The sequence below is a fragment of the Phenylobacterium sp. genome, from assembly GCF_024508875.1.
In the GTDB taxonomy this organism is placed as follows: domain Bacteria; phylum Pseudomonadota; class Alphaproteobacteria; order Caulobacterales; family Caulobacteraceae; genus Phenylobacterium.
The window spans coordinates 1-18,812 of the sequence record NZ_JANINU010000097.1 but is presented as its reverse complement, the minus strand read 5'-3'; the positions used below and the strand labels follow the sequence as shown (position 1 = coordinate 18,812).

At 68.4% G+C, this 18,812-nt stretch carries 17 protein-coding genes and 1 pseudogene; 5 read left to right on the top strand and 13 right to left on the bottom strand.

Annotated features, from left to right (window positions below):
- Genes epsI through Q0L11_RS08795 form a run of 6 tightly spaced genes read right to left on the bottom strand, consistent with a single transcriptional unit; the run spans position 1 to position 5,757 of the window.
- Positions 1-702 (bottom strand): exosortase-associated protein EpsI, V-type, encoded by a 702-nt coding sequence (epsI, locus tag Q0L11_RS08820; RefSeq protein WP_296596743.1) that lies wholly within the window; start codon positions 700-702, stop codon positions 1-3.
- Positions 699-1,595, bottom strand: a complete 897-nt coding sequence (gene xrtV / locus Q0L11_RS08815) for an exosortase V (protein ID WP_296596742.1) — start codon at positions 1,593-1,595, stop codon at positions 699-701. The genes epsI and xrtV overlap by 4 nt, the downstream gene beginning before the upstream one ends.
- A 5-nt stretch (positions 1,596-1,600) precedes the next feature.
- Positions 1,601-2,308 (bottom strand): CpsD/CapB family tyrosine-protein kinase, encoded by a 708-nt coding sequence (locus tag Q0L11_RS08810; protein ID WP_296596740.1) that lies wholly within the window; start codon positions 2,306-2,308, stop codon positions 1,601-1,603.
- Positions 2,305-3,657 carry a Wzz/FepE/Etk N-terminal domain-containing protein gene (locus tag Q0L11_RS08805; RefSeq protein ID WP_296596738.1) on the bottom strand — a complete coding sequence of 451 codons (1,353 nt, stop codon included), beginning with the start codon at positions 3,655-3,657 and terminating at the stop codon, positions 2,305-2,307. Before Q0L11_RS08805 ends, Q0L11_RS08810 begins: the two co-directional genes overlap by 4 nt.
- 21 nt (positions 3,658-3,678) lie before the next feature.
- A complete protein-coding gene (locus tag Q0L11_RS08800) occupies positions 3,679-4,518 on the bottom strand; it encodes a polysaccharide biosynthesis/export family protein (RefSeq protein ID WP_296596737.1) in 840 nt (279 codons plus the stop codon).
- Between the two features lie 18 nt (positions 4,519-4,536).
- Complete coding sequence (locus tag Q0L11_RS08795; protein ID WP_296596735.1) at positions 4,537-5,757, bottom strand: hypothetical protein; 1,221 nt, start codon at positions 5,755-5,757, stop codon at positions 4,537-4,539.
- A 207-nt stretch (positions 5,758-5,964) separates the two neighbouring features.
- Between Q0L11_RS08795 and welK the strand changes: the two genes are divergently transcribed.
- Positions 5,965-7,041 carry a beta-1,4-glucuronosyltransferase WelK gene (gene welK / locus Q0L11_RS08790; protein WP_296596734.1) on the top strand — a complete coding sequence of 359 codons (1,077 nt, stop codon included), beginning with the start codon at positions 5,965-5,967 and terminating at the stop codon, positions 7,039-7,041.
- 42 nt (positions 7,042-7,083) lie between these two features.
- On the top strand, positions 7,084-8,778 hold the full coding sequence (locus Q0L11_RS08785) for an O-antigen ligase (RefSeq protein WP_296596733.1): 1,695 nt from the start codon (positions 7,084-7,086) through the stop codon (positions 8,776-8,778).
- On the opposite strand, the gene Q0L11_RS08780 is transcribed toward Q0L11_RS08785, so the two are convergent.
- Together Q0L11_RS08780 and Q0L11_RS08775 are read right to left on the bottom strand one after the other, a co-directional pair.
- The gene (locus tag Q0L11_RS08780) at positions 8,693-9,346 is read right to left on the bottom strand and encodes an AAA family ATPase (RefSeq protein ID WP_296596732.1); all 654 of its coding nucleotides are present in this window, start codon (positions 9,344-9,346) and stop codon (positions 8,693-8,695) included. The genes Q0L11_RS08785 and Q0L11_RS08780 overlap by 86 nt on opposite strands.
- Complete coding sequence (locus Q0L11_RS08775) at positions 9,343-10,761, bottom strand: hypothetical protein (RefSeq protein WP_296596731.1); 1,419 nt, start codon at positions 10,759-10,761, stop codon at positions 9,343-9,345. The genes Q0L11_RS08780 and Q0L11_RS08775 overlap by 4 nt, the downstream gene beginning before the upstream one ends.
- A gap of 273 nt (positions 10,762-11,034) precedes the next feature.
- Here Q0L11_RS08775 and asnB point away from each other — a divergent pair, with 273 nt between their 5' ends.
- Positions 11,035-12,960, top strand: a complete 1,926-nt coding sequence (gene asnB, locus Q0L11_RS08770; protein WP_296596730.1) for an asparagine synthase (glutamine-hydrolyzing) — start codon at positions 11,035-11,037, stop codon at positions 12,958-12,960.
- Here asnB and Q0L11_RS08765 read toward each other — a convergent pair.
- Positions 12,957-13,424, bottom strand: a complete 468-nt coding sequence (locus Q0L11_RS08765) for a DapH/DapD/GlmU-related protein (protein ID WP_296596729.1) — start codon at positions 13,422-13,424, stop codon at positions 12,957-12,959. The two genes, asnB and Q0L11_RS08765, sit on opposite strands and share 4 nt — an antisense overlap.
- 80 nt (positions 13,425-13,504) lie before the next feature.
- On the opposite strand from Q0L11_RS08765, the gene Q0L11_RS08760 reads away from it, so the two are divergent.
- Positions 13,505-13,876, top strand: a complete 372-nt coding sequence (locus tag Q0L11_RS08760) for a DapH/DapD/GlmU-related protein (RefSeq protein WP_296596728.1) — start codon at positions 13,505-13,507, stop codon at positions 13,874-13,876.
- Here the strand turns inward: Q0L11_RS08760 and Q0L11_RS08755 are convergent.
- A complete protein-coding gene (locus Q0L11_RS08755) occupies positions 13,851-14,834 on the bottom strand; it encodes an endonuclease/exonuclease/phosphatase family protein (RefSeq protein WP_296596725.1) in 984 nt (327 codons plus the stop codon). The two genes, Q0L11_RS08760 and Q0L11_RS08755, sit on opposite strands and share 26 nt — an antisense overlap.
- 212 nt (positions 14,835-15,046) lie before the next feature.
- Between Q0L11_RS08755 and Q0L11_RS08750 the strand changes: the two genes are divergently transcribed.
- Positions 15,047-16,411, top strand: a complete 1,365-nt coding sequence (locus Q0L11_RS08750) for an ATP-binding protein (protein ID WP_296596724.1) — start codon at positions 15,047-15,049, stop codon at positions 16,409-16,411.
- 203 nt (positions 16,412-16,614) lie between these two features.
- Here the strand turns inward: Q0L11_RS08750 and Q0L11_RS08745 are convergent, their stop codons facing one another.
- From Q0L11_RS08745 to Q0L11_RS08735, 3 genes and pseudogenes are all read right to left on the bottom strand, one after another.
- Positions 16,615-17,541, bottom strand: coding sequence for an EpsD family peptidyl-prolyl cis-trans isomerase (locus tag Q0L11_RS08745; RefSeq protein WP_296596722.1), 927 nt, complete (start codon positions 17,539-17,541; stop codon positions 16,615-16,617).
- Positions 17,542-17,787: 246 nt separating this feature from the next.
- A complete protein-coding gene (locus Q0L11_RS08740; protein ID WP_296596720.1) occupies positions 17,788-18,390 on the bottom strand; it encodes an FxDxF family PEP-CTERM protein in 603 nt (200 codons plus the stop codon).
- A gap of 218 nt (positions 18,391-18,608) precedes the next feature.
- Positions 18,609-18,812, bottom strand: a pseudogene (locus Q0L11_RS08735) (glucose-1-phosphate thymidylyltransferase); the annotation flags it as partial.

The window sequence follows — 18,812 nt, the reverse complement described above, 5'->3', positions numbered from 1 at the left end:
CTACGTGCGGATCTGGGCGTTCAGCCGGTTCGCGATCTCGCTGCCGACCAGCGCGGGACGCTCGCTCGGCGCGGTGGCGCGCAACAGGTCCTGGACGAACGTCTCCAACAGCTTGAATGCGGGCCCGCTCTCCCCCAGCGCCGAGCAGCGGATCAGCACCCCGTCGGGGACCAGCCCCTCGAACGAGTTGAGAAAGCGCGCCTCGCGCTGCTGCTTGCCGTCCTGCGGCAAGCGTTCGCCGACGCGGGTCCAGTAGACGATGTTCTCGCGGCGGTCTTGGTTGATCGCCACCAGCTTGCGGACCGGCAGCATTGCGCCGCCGCCGACGGGCAGATCCTCGGCGGCGCTGGACTCGATCGCATAGCCCACGGCCGGGTAGCAGACCTCTGGACGGTGCAGTTGCAGCGCATCGCTCTGGGTCTTCCCGTAGGCCGCCAGCAGCATCACGCCAGTTCCCGCGGCGTTGAAGTACACGCGCGAGACGATCTCGCTGTACAGCGTCTGGGCCAACCCGCCGGCCAGCTCGGGCGTCAGGTCGGCCGACGTCGCGTCCGCCTCCCAGCCGGGCATCTTCGACGGCAGCGCTTCCTCGATGGTGCCCTTCTTGAGCAGCAGCAGCTTGTGGCGCGGCCGCAGGGCCTCGGCGGCGCCCGCCGCCGCGACGGCCATGCCGGCGATGATCAGGTCACGGCGGGCGATCATGCGGCGGCCTTCTTGTTCTGAAGGAACTTCAGGTTCGAGAGCAGGTTGTCGATGCCGAACATGAGCAGCAGCGCCACCGCGAAGAGGAAGAGCCCCGCGGTCACGTGCAGGAAGCCCTGCCCCACCGCGTCGCCGAAGAAGTAGGTGAGCAGGATCAGGATCACGATCCGGATCGCATTGGCGACGATGGCGATCGGCACCAGCAGCGCGGCCAGGAACAGCGAATAGCGCCAGCTCGCCGAGCGCAGCAGGTAGATGTAGAACAGGCTGATCGCGATCAGGCCGATCAGCGAGTTCAGGCCCGAGCAGGCGTCCTCGACGAGGAGCTGGTACGGCCCCACCACCATGGTCACGCCCTCCCGGTAGATCGGGATGCCGAAGGGCTCGACGATCTTGGTGGCCATGAGCGAGACGAGTTGCTTCAGCGGCGCTGTGCCCTGGTCGATGATCCAGCCCGGCATCGGCAACAGGAAGCCCAGGTAGAACAGCGGGAACCAGCGCTTCAGCGTCTCGTGGAAGCCGAAGCGACCGTAGAAGTAGCTGACCCCGAAGCCATAGACGCCCAACGCCTCGAGGCTGATGAAGTCATAGGCGCGGCCAAAGACATAGACGCCCAGCGACAGCACGAAGCCGCCCATCGACAGCAGCGTGCGCATGCGATCGGGCGCGGGCTCGCTGGTCGGCCAGGCGCGCCACAGGATCCAGATGCCGGTGAACAGCACGATCGGGCCGTGGGCGCCGATCTCCAGCGTCCAGACCTCCTTGGCCAGCCGGTAGAAGGTCGGGGCGGCGATGAGCGCGGCGCCGACGAGAACGGGAAGATGCGGCAGCCAGCGCGCCAGCACCCCTTGCGTCGACGGCGACGCGTCGGCCCCAGCCTGCATGTCCTTCATCGACGTCAAACCTCGGTAAGGACGGTGCCGATGATCTGCGTGCCGTCTTCGAGCAGGGCTTCCGCAAACCCGACGATGTCTCGCATCAGGCTGGTGTCCCGGCGCGCAATGATGGTGGCGTAGCCGACAACCGCCGCGATCCGGCGGGCGTCCGCGAACGACCGGGCCGGAGGCGTGTCGACGATGGTGAGGTCGAAGTCGCGAAGATAGGTCTGCACCAGCTTCGTGAACGGCTCGCCTCCCAGCAGTTCGTGCGCGTTGGGCGCCTCGCCGCCGGCGTACACGATCGACAGGTTGGGCACGACGTTCGGATGCAGCGCCTCATGAGCGGAGCACTGCAAGGAGAGGCACTGGACCAGCCCCGCCGTCGGCGTCGTCGGACGGATGAAGCTGTCGACGCCCGGCGCGCGCATGTTGGCGTCCACGAGCAACGTCGAAACGCCGATCTGCGCCATGGCCACCGCCAGGTTCACCGACGTGAAGGTGCACATGGCGTCCGGGTCGGGCGCCGTGATCGCGAGCCCCCGGCGGCCGTCGCCGAGATGGCGCGCCACGATGTTCGTGCGCATCGCCCGGATGGCCTCCGCGAAGTCGGGCCGGTCGTTGTTCAGCATCACGACGTCGCGAGAAAACTCGTAGCCATGCACCAGTTCGGTGAGGGCCGGGACGTTCGCCGGCCCTGTCTCGCCGGCAAGAGCGGTTGCCCGGGTCATGCGGAGCCTACTTCGGTGTGGATACGGGCGCGCTTGAGCGCGGCCAGCCGCGGGCGGCGGGTCTTCTTGACGCTATGGTCGGAGATGATGGTCAGCACCGGCACGCCCAGGGCGGCGCGCAGGTCGTCGGCGCTGCGCACACGGCGCTGCACGATCTCGAGCAGGATCGCGATGCCGAGGCCCATGGCCAGGCCGCCGCCCAGGGCGCCGCCGATGAACAGCGGCTTGTTCGGGAACTTCGGACTGTCGGGCTTCAGCGCATCGCCGAGCAGCGAGACCGCGGTGGCGGCCACGTCGGCTTCCTGGCGCAGCTCGGCCGCGCGGGCCGAGGCCTTGTTGAGTTGCTCGCGCCGGACGTCGATTTCGTCCTGCATGAGGCGCAGCTTCTCGACCTTGTCGCGCTGGGCCATGACCTTGGCCTTCTGCGCCTCCAGCATCCCCTGGGTGACGCGGCTGGCGCTGATCGTCGCGGTGGCCGCCGCGTTCTGGGCCTGGCGTTCCTGGTCGACCTGTGCGCTCAGCACCTCGTGCTTGCGCCGCATGGCGATCAGGTCCGGGTGGTTCGGGCCAAGGGTCTTCGACGCCTGCGCGATCGCCGAGTCGAGCTGAGCCAGCTCGAGGGCGGCCGAGGAGGCCGACTGGCCGGAGGGCGCAGTGATGATGGGGGCCGCGGCCGCCGACGCCAGCGCCGCCAGACGGGCGCTGTCGATGTCGACCTTGTCGTCCTGCAGGACCAGGCCGGTCTCGCGCTCGAACGCCGACTTGGCGCCCTCCGCGGCCAGCAACTGCTCGCGGGCCTTGTTCGCCTGCGCGTCGTACCAGTCGGCGTTGCGGCGCGCGCCTTCACGGCGATCCTGCAAGTTGGCGTCGATGTAAACCTTGGCCAGGGCGTTGGCCACGTCGCGCGCCCGGTCGGGATCCTTGTCGGTGTAGGCGATCTCGATGATGTTGCTGCCTTCGATGAGGTGCGCTTCGACGTTCTTGGCCATCGCGCGCGAGGCCCAGGTCGTGAAGTTGTCCTCGGCCTCGTCCGCCTTGCGCTTGGCGTAGCCCTCCTGAAGGTCGGAGTCGTTCTGCAGGTTGAGCGGCTGGATGACGCGCGCCGACATGGCGTCGTCCTTGATCAGCTCGGTCTGCGTCTGGATGTACGCGCGCAGGAACGGCGACGACAGCACCTGGCCGGTCACCGGGTCGGGCTTGATCACGTCGAGCATCACGCGCGACTTCGCCTCGTACTTCGGCGTCAGCGCGAAGACGGCGGCGGTCGCGATCACCGCCAGGACGACGGGCACGAGGAAGATGATCATGCGCCGCGCCCACAGGATGCGGGCAAACTGGAGGATACTCACGACCGGGGCCCTCTTCTCGTCCTAGAACAGCCGCTCGCCGACCACGAGGACGTCGCCGGCCTGCAGCTTGTCGTCCAGCTTGAGCTTGACCTTCTTGCCGCCGCGGGTGGCGGCGACCTTCTTGTCCGAACCGGATTCCGTCAGGCCGCCCGCGCGGGCGATCGCCTGCCGCACGGTCATGTCCGTGGTCAACGCGAAGGCGCCGGGGCCTTGGACGGCGCCGTAGATGAAGAACTGGTCGGCCAGCGGCGCGAAGATCTTGTCGCCGGGCGACACGTAGGGGTCCGCCTGCAGGTCGCCGGTCGCCAGATCCTTGATCAGGAGGCGCTTCTCTTCGCCCTTCTCGGTGCGCAGGACCAGATAGTCGGCCGCGTCGGCGCGGACGCTGCCCACGCGGGCCAGGATCTCGGACATGCGATAGGGGCGGTTCATCGGCACGAGGCCGGGCGAACCGACCGCGCCCAGGACCGTCACGTAGCGGCTGGCAAAGGCGACGACTTCGACGCTCACGATCGGGTCGGCGAAGAAGCCCCCGTTCTTCAAGGCGGTGCGCACGGAGTCGGCGACCTCGGCCGTGGTCTTGTCCGCGGCCAGCAGGCGGCCGATCAGCGGAAGCTGGATCGTGCCGTCCGCCTGCACGCGGGCCCGGCCGCCGAAGTCGGTCCGGCCCACGAGGGTCACCTCGACCACGTCGTCACGGCCCAGCACATAGCCCGTATCGCCAGCGGGCGCGTCCGACGCCGGCGGCGCGCTCTGGATCGCGGCGCTCGCAGGCGGGGTCTGCGCCGAGGCGATCGGACCGTAGACAACCGCGGCGCAGGCGGCGGCCGCGAGGAAGATGCTGTTGGTTTTCGCGCGCATGGCCACTTTCTTGAAGCTTCAGAAGGGGACGTCGACGGAGAGCGACACCGCCGTGTTACTGTAGTCGAAGGCCGGAAGGTTTGTCTCGCGCTCCTCCTGACGCACTTCGAGCGAAATACCTGCGCCTTGCGTCCTCCGGTAGCGGATCGCGCCGTAGACCACATCATTCACGGAGTTCGTTAAGATTGGCCCCAATATGGCGGTGCCGTCGCCCTTGGAGGTCGTCCGCTCGTTGCGGTAGCCGCCCTCGAGCTCCATCCGGGTCCCGAGCTTGTAGTTGGCGGAGATGCCCCAGTCCCGGTTCAGGTCGTAGAGCTGGCCGATCCGGTTTGACGGCGTGACACTGCGATTGCCCGTCAGCTTCAGGTCCAGGCGAGTGCCGAAATGGTAGGTGATCGCCGCGTCGTAGGTGGTGGCGTTCGTCTTGAGCGGCACGCCCACGGGCGCCGCGTTGCGCTTGATCAGCGTGCGCTGGGCGGTCGCCTGGGTTTCGATCCGCGTGCCGAACTTGCGCTCGTAGGACACGCCGTAGCTGGTGACGTCCAGCCGGTCGCCCAGCGCGAGCGTCATCGGATCGCGATTGGGGAACTTGGTCTGGGCGAAGTTGGCGATCACGCGCAACGTGCCCAGCGACGGTCGGGTATAGGCCAGGACCGCAGTCGCGCTGTCGGTGGTGGCGTTCTGGGTCTTCTGCCGGACCGCCGAATTGGTCGTCTTCTCGCTCTGGGCCGACAGCACCATCCCGAAGCCGCTCGTCGGCTGGCACTCCAGTGCGGCCGCGTAGTTCGTCCGCTCCTGGAGGTTCTTGACGATGTCGCCGATGATGTCCTCGAGCTGCGCCTGATCGGCCGAATAGCCGCCGTAGGCCAGGGCCCGACACGAGGCGCCGAACATCTTCACCGCGCCGCCGGAGATGTCGGCCGTCCGCGTGTCCAGCTTGGTGTTCTTGCGATAGAACGTGTATCCGGCAGCGCCCTTGAGGAAGAGGGCTTGCTTACCCAGCGGCTGCACGAAATCGACGGTGCCCGACGCGTTGAACAGCGTATCCTCGGGACGTAGGTTGCGCTGACGGGCGATGTCGTCGTTGCCGCGGGCGACGTTGGTGTCGTACGTCACGGTTCCGCGCACGCCGAGGTCGAGCTGCCGCTTCGGGGTCACCTGCGGCAATTCCTGGGCGAAGGCCGACGCGCAGGACGCGGAGCCGAGAAGCGTCAGCAGAAGTATCCGGACTCGACGCATTCGACCCTGCGATGTGTTTCTGGAATTGCGTCCGATGCATAGCAGCAGGCGCCAATCGATGGAAAGCGCCGCCGGGGCGGTTGCGCGCCCTGCCCCCTTGTCTCCGAGGCGCTTCATGGTTTGGCAGGGCGACTCGGTTATTCGTGCCCGCGTCCGCAGACAGGGCGCAGCGGCCGCGGGTTTGCCCGGGCCGGTAGGGGAGACGACATGCAAGCGAGCGCGAGTGCTGGCGCCGAACACGCCACGGGAGGCCGCGGCGCACGCGGCGCGCTCAAGATCTGCCTGGCCGCGTCGGGCGGCGGTCATGTGCGGCAACTCCTCGACCTCAAGGGTGTGTGGTCCCGTTTTGACTACTTTTTCCTTACCGAGGACACCGCGCTGGGCCGCTCGCTAAAGGACCAGCACCGCACCTACTTCATCCCGCACGTCGCCTGGGGGCAGGTGAAGAAGGGCAATCCGTTGCCGGTTTTCGGCCGCGCGCTGAAGAGCATCTGGCAAAGCGCCGCCATCCTGCTGCGCGAAAAGCCGGACGTGATCATAAGCACCGGGGCGGGCGCGGTGTACTTCGCGGTGGTCTGGGCGCGGCTGTTCGGCGTGCGCGTGATCGTCGTCGAATCCTTCGCCCGGTTCGAGAAGCCATCGCTATTCGGCAGGCTCGCCGCGCCGCTCGCGCACGAGATGATCGTGCAGTCCCCGAAGCTGGCGACGTTCTATCCGAAGGCCAAGGTCTTCGACCCCTTCAAGGTGCTGGACCGCCAGCCGCCGCCGAAGGAGCCGCTGCTGTTCGCAACGGTGGGCGCCACCCTGCCCTTCGAGCGGCTGGTGAACTCGGTCGCCGAGGCTAAGCGGCGAGGAACGATCACCGAGCGGGTGATCATGCAGACCGGCGTGAAGGTCCCGCCGATCGACGGGATCGAACTGGTGGAGAGCCTGAGCTTCGATCAGGTGGGCGAGATCCAGGCGAAGGCTGCGACCGTAGTTTGCCACGGCGGCACCGGCTCGCTGATCACAGCCCTGCAGCAGGGTTGCCGGGTCATCGCGATGCCGCGCATGGAGGCGCGAGGCGAGCACTACGACAACCACCAGGAGGAGATCGTCGGCGCGTTCGTGGCCCGCGGCCTGATCGCCAGCGCCGAGACGGTTGAGGAACTGGAAACCGCCGTGCGCGAAGCTCGGACGCTGGATCGCGTGGTGGCCACCACCGAGCCGGCCGCCCTGACGGCCCACCTGACGTCGATCCTCGACGCTCTGGCGGACAAACGCTCGTCTGGCGCGAAGCCCTAGTCGCGCGTATCCATCCGGACACTGCGCGAGCCCGGAAAGACGATGCCCAAGCTGTTCAGCCCCCGAAGCGCGCCCGCCCCGGTCGTTCCCGCCGAGCCCGAGCCGCCGGTGCTGCCGTTCTACCGCCAGCGGCGCATGAACCGCTGGGCCAAGCTGGCGGTCTACGCGGGCCTTGCCGTGCTGTGTTTTGCCTACGGGTTCGGCTACGCGCGGTTCGCGCCGTTCCTGATGGTGCCCTTCGCGATCCCGCTCGCGCTCCTGGCGGTGCTGGTCATCTGGGCGCTTCCCTCGGGCGACTACGCTCCCACCAAGGCGCTGCAGCCGCTCTACATCGCGTTCTTCGCAGCCCTCTTCGTCTGGCCCAACTACCTCGCCATCGCATTGCCGGGTCTGCCGTGGATCACGCTCCTGCGGCTCACAGGTCTGCCGTTGCTGTTCGTGATGCTGGTCTGCCTGTCGGTGTCCGACCAGTTCAGACGGCGCGTTATCGACATCTTCAGCTACGATCCGTGGATCTCGCGGATGCTGATCGCCTTCTTCGTGCTGGTGACCCTCTCCGTCGGCTACTCGGTCTCCATAGGCCCGTCCGCGAGCCGATACATCGTCGCCGTGACGAACTGGTTCTGCATCTTCTTCGTCTCGCTGGTGCTGTTCAGCCGCCCGGGGTTCGCCCGCCGCTGGATGTGGTTCTTCATCTCCATGGCGACGGTCGTCTGCATCGTCGGCGCCTATGAATCCCGGATCCACCACGTCGTGTGGTCGAACCACATCCCGTCCATCCTCAAGATCGAGGACGAGGCGGTGCTACGCGCCCTGTCCGGACTGTCGCGTGCGGCGACGGGCAAGTACCGCGTGCAGGGCACCTATGGCACGCCGCTCGGCTTGGCCGAATTCCTGGGCCTGGTCGCGCCGTTCGCGGTGCACCTCATCCTCACGTCGAAGACCAACGGCCCGCGCATCTTCGCCGGCGCGTATCTGATGCTGGCGCTCTACGTCGTGCTGGAAACCGACTCCCGCCTCGGCCTGATCTCCAGCCTGCTGTCGATGCTGCTCTACCTGCTGTTCTGGGCCCTCCTGCAGTGGCGGCGCAACAAGGGCAGCATCATCGCGCCCGCGATCGTCCTCTCCTATCCGGCGATCTTCTGTGTCGGCGTCGCCGCGACCTTCGCCATCGGGCGTCTGCGCGCGAAATTCTGGGGGAACGGCGCCCAGGCTTCGAGCGACCAGAGCCGCATCGAGCAGTGGAACATCGGCATCCCCAAGATCCTGAAGCATCCATGGGGCCACGGTCTCGGCCAGTCCGGCAACGTACTCAACTACGTCGGCCCCGACGGCATTCAGACGATCGACTCCTATTTCCTGTCGATCCTGCTGGAGTATGGGGTGATCGGCTTCATCCTCTACTATGGGATGTTCGCCCGCGGCGCGTGGATCGGCGCACGGACGATCGCGCGTGGCAATGTCGACGACGAGCTGCAACTGCTGATGCCGCTGTCGATCTGCCTCATCGACTTCATCGTCATCAAGTCCGTGTTCAGCCAGGACGACAACCACCCGCTCGCCTTCATGATCCTGGGCGCCGTGGTGGCCCTGTGCCGTCGCGCCGATGCCGCGCAGGGGGCCGAGGCCACCGCCCCCGCCGCGCGCCGGCTCAGCCGGTCAGCACGCTCCCCAAGACCTCAGCTCCAACCTGCCGCATCTGGTCTGCGAAGAGAGACAAGTCCTGGGCGAAGCTGATGTGGCGGCGGGCCACCAGCAGGCAATAGCCGGTCGCCCTCGCCACGTGGAAAGCCGTCGTCGAACGGTTGGCCGGGGGCGCGTCCACCACCGTGATCTGGAAGCGGCGCAGGCTCAGCTCCAGCATCTCGTCGAAGGCGCGTGAGAAGATCCGCGCCTCGCCGTCGCTTCCCGCGTGACCCGCATGCAGCACCGCGAGGTTCCGCTCGCCGGTCAGATCCAGCGCCTCGTTGAAATCGACCTCGCCGCGTAGCACTTCCGCGAGACCGGGGCCGGCCCACTCGGCCTGGAGCCGCGCGCCCGCGGCGGGACGCTGCAGGTCTGCGTCGATCAGCAACGTCGAGACGTCCAGCCGGCTCAGCGCGCGGACCAGCTCCGTCGCGGTCGTGGTCACGCCTACGCCGTCCGTGACGCCCGCCACCGTGAGCCCGCGCCGCCCGCGGCTGACCAGCCGGCGGATCACCTCGTGCGAGAGGTGATCGACCGCATCCTCGCCCAGTCCGGCGCGCGGATGGTCCAGGCGATCGGCGACGTCCGGCGCGGAGGCGCCCCAGCGACCCAACCTCAACGGGCCTCTCCGGGCTGCGCCTCGCCGGCGGCGACCCGCGCCGCCTTGGCGGGCCTGGCCGGCTTCGATGGCTTCGTCGCCTTGGCCGGCTTGACGCGGCGCGCTTGGCGCCGACGTTCCTTCGCGACCTTTGCACGGCGCTGCCGCGGCGGCGCGGGCAGGTTCGCGAGGACCGGTGCGCGCGTCGCGCCTTCGAGGTCGTCGGTCGACCGAACCTTGCGGCCCAGGAGCTCGGTCAGAAGCGCGAGCAGCCCGCCCAGCCCGCCGCCCAGCACGATGCAGCCGCCCACGATCAGCGGCGGATTCGGAAATTCCGGAGCGCCGGGCAGGCTCGTTTCACCCACGGGTGTGATGCCGGTCGCCGCGATCTCGGCGTCGCCACGCAGCTTGGCCGACCGCGCTGTTTCGGACTCGTACTGAGCCCGCATCAGGTCGATCTCGTCCTGCAGGGCCTGGGCCTGGGCCAGGGCATCGCGCTGCGACACCACCTTCGCCGTCTGGGCGCCGAGCTGGTTGATATAGGCGCGAGCCTGGATGTCGACGCGCCCGGCGCTGGCGCGGGCGTCCTCGCTCTCCGCCGCGGCCGTCGCGGCCAGGGCCGCCCGGCGGCGTTGCGCCTCCTGGAACGTCGGGTTGTTGGGGCCGAGCGTCCGCGAGAGTTGCGAAATCTGGGAGTCGAGTTCGGCCAGTTGCTGGTTCGCGCGCAGCGGCACGGGATCGGCGGCCGCCACCGGGCGGCTGGTGACGGACGCCACCGAACGCAGGATGTCGGATTCCATGTCGCGGCCGCGCGCCTGGATCACGACGCCGGTGCGCCGCTGGAGTTCGGTCTTGGTATCCTCGAGCTTAGCCAGGGCGGCCTTCGTCTTCTCGGCCTGCTGCGCGTACCACTGCGAGGTGGCGATGTTGCCCGCCTGGCGCCGTGCGATCGTCGCCTCGATGTAGGCCCGCCGCACGGCGTCGGCGACGACGCGGGCGTTCTGCGGAACGGTCGAGCGGAAGCTGATCTCCAGCATATTGCTGTCAGGCACCATGGTCGCGTAGGTGCCCGACATGATCGGCTGCGCCGCCCAGCGGCGGATGTCCATGTCCGTGCCGTCGGTCCGCGTGTCGTACGCGGCCTGGAATTCGGGGTTCTCGAGCCAGCCCAGCTCGTCGACGACCCGCCCGGCCACCTCATAGTCGCGGATCAGCTCGATCTGGGTTCGGACATAGGCTGCCGCCGTGTCGGACGTCAGCACCTGGCCCGTGAGCGGATCCGGCTTCACAACCTCGAGCATGACGCGGGACTTGGCGGCATAGCGGGGCGGCAGGGTCTTCCAGACCACCACGCCGCCCGCCAGCGTGCTCAGCATCGCCACCAGCACGATGGCGCGCCGGGCCCACACGGTCTGCAACACCTTGGTGAGGAACATCTACGCGCGTCTCCGAGCCGGGCGCAGGCTGCCCCGGCCGTCTTCACCGGCCCATCCCGAATCGGCCGGCGGCGCGCTGGACGAAACGGGAGAAAACTGGTCCATTCATACCCTGCGGTCGAGGCGGCGGGGCACAATAAATCGGTCGGCCGCTTAACGATTTCATTAAGGGTTGCGCCGCCCCTGCCGGCTTTCGCGTATCCTTAGTCTGCGCGGCCCGGACTTTGCACCGGCCGGCTGACAACCAACTCCTAGCCAGGACGAGTTCCCAAGATGTGCGGTATCGGCGGGCGCGTAGACTTCGACCGGGGCATCAATCCGCGCGGCATGGCCGCGATGGTGACCGCGCTGGGCCGCCGCGGCCCGGATTCCACCGGCACCTACGTCAACGGCCCCTGCGGCCTCGCCCACACGCGGCTCAGCATCATCGACGTCGAGGGCAGCCCACAGCCGATGCTGGCCCCAGACCGTGGTATGGCCATCGTCTACAATGGGGAAATCTATAATTACAAAGCGTTGCGGCAAGAACTCGAAGCGGCAGGCGAGCGCTTCGCCACCCACGGCGACACCGAGGTGATCCTGCGCTGGCTGGCCCGCTCGGGTCCGTCGGCGCTTCCGAGGTTCGACGCGATGTTCGCCTTCGCGCTCTGGGACGAGCGGAACCAGAAGCTGCTTCTGGGCCGCGACGCGCTGGGCGAGAAGCCGCTGTTCTACGCCACGCCCACCCCCGGTTCGATCGTCTTCGGCAGCGAGATCAAGGCGATCCTCGCCCACCCGGACGTGGACCGCAGCCTCAACATGGATGCCTTCCGCCAGGCGCTGCGGTTCCGCGCGGTGTACGGTTCCGAGACGCTGCACCAGGGCGTGCGCCAGCTCGAGCCGGGCTGCTATCTCGAATTCGACCGCAACGGCCTAAAGGTTGGCCGCTTCTTCGACCTCGTCGCCGAGGCCCGCACGGCCCGCGACGCCCAGCGGGGCCTCAGCCACGACGAGTTGGTCCGGCGCGGCCGGGACCTGTTCCTGGACTCCGTCGAACAGCGGCTGGTGGCCGACGTGCCGGTCGGCGCCTTCCTGTCGGGCGGCCTCGACTCCAGCCTGATCGTCGCGGCCATGCGCAAGATCCGCGCGCCCAGCGAGCAGATCCGCACCTATTCCGTCGGCTTCGCGGGCGACCCCCATTCCGAGTTGCACTTCGCCAGCCTGATGGCCGAGGCGATCGGCTCCACGCACCGCGCGATCAACGTGGGCCCCGAAGCCTACATCAAGCGCTTCGCCGAGCTGTCGGCGTGCCGCGACGGGCCGGTCAGCCAGCCCGCCGACATCGCCATCGCCGAGATGAGCAACGTGGCCAAGCAGGACGTGAAGGTCGTCCTGTCGGGCGAAGGCGCCGACGAGGTCTTCGCCGGCTATCCGAAATACGCCTTCGCCTCGGCGCCCGGCGCGCTGCGGGCCGCCGCTCGTATCCTGGGCTCGGGCAACCTGGCCTCGCTCGCCGGCCTCGCCGGCCTCGACAAGCGCCGCGCCCTGGTCGCCGCCCGCGCCCTGGCCGAGCCGCGGGAGGTCGACCGCCACGTCCAGTGGTTCAGCTACCTCGACCGCGCCGACCTGCACCGCATCCTGCCCGGCCTGGACTGGAGCCCGGCCAACTGGGAGCGCGCGATCGCGAGCCAGAGCGATGCCCTGTCCCGCGTCGACGACCGCGACGGCCTGCTGCGGATGCAGATGCTGGATTGCCTCACCTGGCTGCCCGGCAACATGCTGGAGCGCGGCGACCGCATGACGATGGCCGAGGGCCTGGAGGTGCGCCCGCCGTTCCTCGACAAGGAACTCACCGCCTTCGGCCTGGCCCTCCCAGCGTCGCTGAAGGTGCGCGGCGCCACCGGCAAATGGATCGTCCGCCAATGGGCCCGCGAGCTGGTGCCGGACGATATCATCAGCCGCAAGAAGTGGGGCTTCCGCACGCCGCTGAAGGAGTGGTTCCGCGGGCCGATGAAGGACTTCCTCGTCGACCACGTCACCGCCAGCCATGGCCTCTGCCAGGAATATGCGGACGCGGCCGAGGTGCGGAAGCTGGTGGACGCCCACGTCTCCGGCCAGGTCGACGCTGGCGAGACACTGTGGACGATCCTGTCGGCCGAGGTCTGGTACCAGAACGTCTATCGCCCGGGGCAGGACGCCGAACGCGCCGACGCGGCCTAGATGTCCTCGCCGTCGTAGGTGCGCCGGCTCATCTCGTCGGCGCCCTTCAGGCGACCGTAGTGGCCGACCTCGATGCCGGTCCGCAGCACGCGCCCCGGATTCCCGGCCACGATCGAGCGCGGCGGCACGTCCTCGAACACCACGGCGCCGGCGGCCACGATGCATTCGTCGCCGATCGTGACGCCCGGCAGGATGACGCTGCCGCCGCCCACGAAGCAGCGAGCCCCCACGACCACCGGTCGCGGCGGCCCGTCGCCAGTCCGCGTGGTGATAAGAGTCTTGAAAGCCACGAGGGTGTAGTCACCGATCGTTATGGGCGCGCCCTTCGACACCTCGAACCGCGAGCTGAGCGAGATGCTGGGGCCCTCCCCCAGGATGACGCCCTGCGCGCGCAGCAGAATGTTGCGTAGGTCGAGAAGGAAGCTCCGCACCGGGCGCAGTTGGTCGAGGGATTTGAGCGCCATGGACGGGCCTCCGGGGTCTGCGTAGCCTCTTAGACCCGATTCCTTTCCGTATCCTCGCCTGCGCAGCACAAGGACCAGGCTTGTTCAACGCTCTTCACAGTCGGTTTCAGCGGCTCATCCAGACCGCCGTGTGGGGCATGGACATCCATCCGTCCGCGCGTATCGCCACCACTGCGCTCATCGATCGCACCTGGCCGCGCGGGGTGCACATCGAGGCCGGCTGCGTGATCGAGGACCACGCGGTGGTGCTGACCCACGACATGACGCGCGGCCTGCACGTCGACACCCGCCTGGGCGCGCGGTCGCACCTGGGCGCGCGGTGCATCGTGATGCCCGGCCTGACGATCGGCGCCGACTGCGTGATCGCGCCCGGCGCCGTCGTGACCAAGGACATGCCTCCCCACAGCTACGCGATCGGGAACCCCGCTAACGTGTCCCCTCGCGAGGCGTAGGAATTCCCCTCACCCGCTGCAGGGTCACCATCACGGGATAGTGGTCCGACCCCAGCTTCGGCCCACGCTCGACCTTGACCGTGGCCCAGTCGCGGCCCGCGTAGATGTGGTCGATCGGCAGGACCGGGAACGGGAAGCCGAAGCGGTTGTGGCTGACCGCCTCCGCCGGCCACGTCGGGACGGCGCGTGTCTGGCGGACCAGGCCCAGGGCCGCCTCTTCCCGCCGCCGCCCCGCCGACCATGGCGTCGAGTTGAAGTCGCCCGCCAGGATCGTGCTTTTCGCGGGGAATCGGCGCGCCATGTCGCGTAGCGCCGCGGTCTCGTCGGAGGTGCGGGCGAAGCGGGTCGGCCGGCCGCGGTGGACAGCCAGGACCGTGTAATCACCCCGTGCGTCGCGGAAGCGGGCCGCCGCCACCTTGCGCGGCGCCATCCAGTCCCAGGTCGGACCGTTGTCCCAGTAGGGCTTCGCGGCGGCCTTGTAGTAGATCGTCGCCGGGCAGTTGCCGCAGCTCGCCAGGTACCCGAGCGTCGGCAGCTCGTCGCCGATGTCCGGCGTCTCCTCCATCACCAGGATGTCGGCGTCCTGCGCCTTCAGCCAGGCGAGGAGCGCCGGCCCCCGCCGGTTGCCGTCCAGCGCGTTGAGTTGGATCACCTTGATCTGCAGCGCCGGGTCGAGACGATCCGCCCGCACTTGTCGATAGAGGAAGACGGGCGCCATCGCCCAGGCCGCGGCGCCCAGGCCGATGACCAGTATCGCGAGCGCCGCCCGCGTGGCCCGCACGTCGGGCCGCAGCAGGAAGACCCCGGCCGCCGCCGCCACGCCCACGACGAGGAACGGCAGGAAATGCGAGAGGATGTCCAGGCGCACGCTGAACCGGCCGCCGAACACGGCCAGCGCCGCCAGGACCGAGGCTGCGCCGGAGCCCAGCAGCAACAGCCCGATGAAGAGCCTTCTCAACCCACCCCCCGGGGAACTTGCCGCCGTCCGAGGCGTCCGCGACCTGCGGCGCTGCGTACCTTGGCGGTTAATCAAAACGAAGGAGCCCGCGGGCGATAGTTGGATTCGGAAACGTTTGCCCTAAAACAGCCCGACGGCGTTATCACAACGCCCGCCTCGGCTGGCCTGGGCATATGGAGGCGTTCTTGAGCTTGCTCGGCAGGATGACATCGATGTTCAAGCGCCGTCCTGCCCCGACGCGCGCGCCCGCCGCGGGCGGCCCCCGCCCGCCGTCGAACGTCACCCCGCCCGCGTTCCTGGAATCCCGCCGCGAGCGTGGCGAAGGCGTGCTGCCCCGCTTCCAGACCATGGCCAGCGACCAGCCCTATGCGGGCGGCGCCGACAAGATGGCCTCGTTCCGCTCGCGCCTGCGCCAGGCCTTCACGCCGTCGCACCCGGTGGCCGACGGCCGCATGTTCTCGGGCCGCCAGGCGCTGCTGCGCACGATCATCGGCGCGATCGAGAACCAGCGCCTGCACGTCGTGCTCTACGGCGAGCGCGGCATCGGCAAGACCTCGCTGCTGCACATGCTGCGCGCGGCGGCCACCGACGCCCGCTACCTCGTGGTCTACACCTCGTGCGGCGCCCTCTCCTCGTTCGACGAGATCTTCCGCGGCGCGGCAGCCGACATTCCGCTGCTGTACCACTCTGGCTTCGCACCGACCGACTCCGAGGCCGAGCGCGGCTCGTCGCTGCTCGACCTGCTGCCCCAGACCCAGATCTCGCCCCGGGTCTTCGGCGACCTCTGCGCCAAGCTGACCGGCACCCGTGTCCTGATCATCCTGGACGAATTCGACCAATGCGAGTCCGCCGCCTTCCGCCGTGACATCGCCGAACTGATCAAGACGCTGTCCGATCGGCTCGGCCGGGTGCAACTCGTGCTGTCGGGCGTGGCCGGCGACCTGTCGGACCTCGTCGAGCACATTCCTTCGATCCGCCGCAACATCTTCGCCCTGCACGTGGAGAAGATGAGTGACGCCGAGATCGCGCTGATCGTCGCCAACGGCGAGCGCGAGACGGGCATGACCTTCGAGCCCACCGCGACGGCCTTCGTCGTCGCCGCCTCTCGCGGCTCGCCCTACCTCGCCAACCTCATCTGCCATCACGCCGGCCACATGGCGCTGAACCAGCAGCGCACGACGGTGAAGCCTGCCGACGTCGCCCAGGCCGTGGAACAGGCCGCCGAGGAGTTCGCCGGTCGCGTGTCCCGCCCGCTGGTGACGCGTGTGGCCCGGGTGATGGAAGGCAACGGCGGCGGCGTGGCCGCGGCCGCCCGCGCGGCGCTCGCCGGCGACGGCGCTTTCACCCTGCAGGATCTGGTCAGCGACCAGGACATCGAGGCCAAGCGCGCCCAGCAACTGGTGTCCACGCTGCTGACCGAAGGCCTGCTGCGAGAGGTCCCCGGCGACGAGGCGCCCAGCTATCGGTTCACCGACGACGGCCTGCCAGCCTACATCTGGATGTCGTGGGCGCGTGACGGCCTGGAGGCCATTCCGGTCCCCCCGCCGGTCCGCAAGACGACGTCCACCGGCGCCTGAAGCCGCAGGCCGGGGTCGAAAGATCCTGGCCCGAAGCCCGGCTTCGATGTCCTCGATCTTCCGTACGCCCGCAAGGCGAAGCCGGCTGCGCGATGATGTGCGTGCGGCCCAAACGCAAAACGCGCCCCGAGGGGCGCGCCGCAGTCTCTGAACTCAAACGCCTCCTGGGCTCGGGCGCGGCCCGAACCCAGGCTTGGCCCACCTTACTTCGCGGCGGGAGCCGCGGGGGCGGCGGCGGCCGGAGCCGCGCCCTTGGCCGCCGGCGCGCCGGCCTTGCCCGCCGGCGTCTTGGGCGGCTCGAAGGCCGGGGCGTATTTGATGTTCGGCTTGGCGGCCGTGTACATCGCCTCGAGCTGCTTGCCGACGGTTTCCTGGGCCTTGCGGGTCCGCAGCATGTTCGTCGCGTACATCACGGCCGGCTCACCCGTGAACGGGGCCGACTTGCTGCCGGTGATCCGGTTGAACACGAACGAGCCGCGCTGCGGGATCACGAACACCTCGCCCGGGGGCAGGCGCTGGATCTGCGCCAGCAGGGCGGGATTCACCTGCAAGGTGTCGAGGGTCGAGACGCTCTCCTGGAACGGCACGTTCTCGGACGACAGCAGGGCCTTGACCTCCTCCAGGCTCTTCAGCGGCTGGAAGCGGGCCGGGTCGATCTTGTTCGGCGCCGCGACCAGTTGATCGACCACCAGGACCTTGCGGTCGGCGAACATGCCGGGGTTCTGGGCGATGAAGGCGTCGGCCTCGGCCTTGGTCGGCACGGCCGTCTTGGCAGCCAGGCTGCGCTGGTAGAGCTGGGCGAGCAATTGCTCTTCGCCGCGCTGGACGTCGAGGTTGTAGTTCGGCGTCTTGTCGAGCTTCGCCTCCTTGGCCTTCTCGACCATCAGCTTGCGCACGATGATCTGCTGCAGGACCTGTTGCTGGGCCTTCTTCATCACCTCGGGATCGCGCGACGAGAAGCCGCCCATCTCGCGGCGGAGCTCCAGGGCGGTGACCTCCTGGCCATCGACGGTGGCGACGACCTGGCCGGTCGGCTTGCCGCCGGACATGAGGCTCTTGACCTTGTCGCAGCCCGCGAGGCCGAGGCCGGCGCAAAGGCCCACGACAAGCAGGACAGACTTCTTTTGCATGCTCGCTTCCATCAATGAATTCGCAGGCGACACCTAGGACTACGCTTGGTGAACGTTGCGTTCACGCACAAACCTGGATTGCTGCCTCTGGCCCCCGCGACGTTCGACTCCCAGGGAACACGGTAGCGGTTTCTCGCCGACCTGAGGAGTCGCCGGAAAGCGCGGAGTCACCCAGGGCGGGGTCCAAAGGAAAAGGCCGCCGTCCCGGCGGGGCGGCGGCCTTCCCATTGCATCGGTCTCGTCGGATCAGGCGAAGGCCTGACGCCGCCGCGCGCGCAGCATCGCGCCCGCGCCGCCGAAGCCCGAGATCATCAGCGCCCAGGTCGCCGGTTCAGGAACCGGGGCCGGAGCGAAGAAGCCCGTGCCCGACCAGGACGCGTTGACACCGCCATTGCCCTTGACGACCAGCGTTTGCGGGCCTCCGGAAACCACCGGCAGCGGAGCCGCGGTGTAGGCGTTCCAGACGTAGGTGTTCGGAACCTGCGACAGCGTCAGAGCCACGCCGTTGAAGGTGACGCTCGTGAAGTTCAGGCCGCTGAGGGCCTGGAAGCTCACCGAGCTCAGATTGAAGCCCACCGAGCCGGTCGGCAGGGCGAAGTTGAACGTGTCCGTGAAGTTCGTGCCGTCCCACTCGTGGTGCGACGTGCCGTCGGTCGCGTCCGCGCCGTTGACGTAGATGCCGTCGCCGGTGGGGTCGCTGATCTTGTTGTCGCTGAAGGTCAGGGTGGTCGGTTGGTCCGCGGCGGCGGTCCAGTTGTCGATCACCGTGGTGGCGGAGGCGTTGGTCGAGATAGCGCCGGTGGAAAGCGCGATCGCGGCCGCAGCCATAAGCTTGGTTACAGTACGCATGAACTAGCACCCTTTTTAACTGGGCGTTCACCGTAAGGGGGCCGCACGCAAGGGTCACCCTTCTTCGCCTATGGGGCGAGTAGGAGACGGCGGGTTTCCTTGCAGCGCAAAAATCTCAGCAAATTCCGAGACCGAACGACCGACGCCGCGCGCGAGCGGTCCGCGACCGGGAAAAAGATCAACAGCTTTCTGCAGTTAGCTGGGTAGTCCGAACGAACCTATTCCCGCGACGCCAATTCGAGCAGGTACTTGCCGTAACCGCTCTTTCCCTGCGTCTTCGCTTGTGCAGCAAGCTCCTCCCGGTCGATCCAGCCGTTCTCGAACGCGATCTCCTCGAGGCAGCCGATGCGCAGGCCCTGGCGCTGTTCGTAGGTGCGGATCAGCTCGCCCGCCTGGATCAGGCTGTCGTGCGTGCCGGCGTC

Coding starts and splice junctions, on each gene's coding strand:
- Q0L11_RS08795 (WP_296596735.1), bottom strand. CDS start 5,757: ATGCGTCGAGTCCGGATACTTCTGCTGACGCTTCTCGGCTCCGCGTCC.
- Q0L11_RS08775 (WP_296596731.1), bottom strand. CDS start 10,761: ATGTTCCTCACCAAGGTGTTGCAGACCGTGTGGGCCCGGCGCGCCATC.
- Q0L11_RS08800 (WP_296596737.1), bottom strand. CDS start 4,518: ATGCGCGCGAAAACCAACAGCATCTTCCTCGCGGCCGCCGCCTGCGCC.
- xrtV (WP_296596742.1), bottom strand. CDS start 1,595: ATGAAGGACATGCAGGCTGGGGCCGACGCGTCGCCGTCGACGCAAGGG.
- asnB (WP_296596730.1), top strand. CDS start 11,035: ATGTGCGGTATCGGCGGGCGCGTAGACTTCGACCGGGGCATCAATCCG.
- epsI (WP_296596743.1), bottom strand. CDS start 702: ATGATCGCCCGCCGTGACCTGATCATCGCCGGCATGGCCGTCGCGGCG.
- Q0L11_RS08810 (WP_296596740.1), bottom strand. CDS start 2,308: ATGACCCGGGCAACCGCTCTTGCCGGCGAGACAGGGCCGGCGAACGTC.
- Q0L11_RS08740 (WP_296596720.1), bottom strand. CDS start 18,390: ATGCGTACTGTAACCAAGCTTATGGCTGCGGCCGCGATCGCGCTTTCC.
- Q0L11_RS08765 (WP_296596729.1), bottom strand. CDS start 13,424: ATGGCGCTCAAATCCCTCGACCAACTGCGCCCGGTGCGGAGCTTCCTT.
- Q0L11_RS08785 (WP_296596733.1), top strand. CDS start 7,084: ATGCCCAAGCTGTTCAGCCCCCGAAGCGCGCCCGCCCCGGTCGTTCCC.
- welK (WP_296596734.1), top strand. CDS start 5,965: ATGCAAGCGAGCGCGAGTGCTGGCGCCGAACACGCCACGGGAGGCCGC.
- Q0L11_RS08750 (WP_296596724.1), top strand. CDS start 15,047: ATGTTCAAGCGCCGTCCTGCCCCGACGCGCGCGCCCGCCGCGGGCGGC.
- Q0L11_RS08745 (WP_296596722.1), bottom strand. CDS start 17,541: ATGCAAAAGAAGTCTGTCCTGCTTGTCGTGGGCCTTTGCGCCGGCCTC.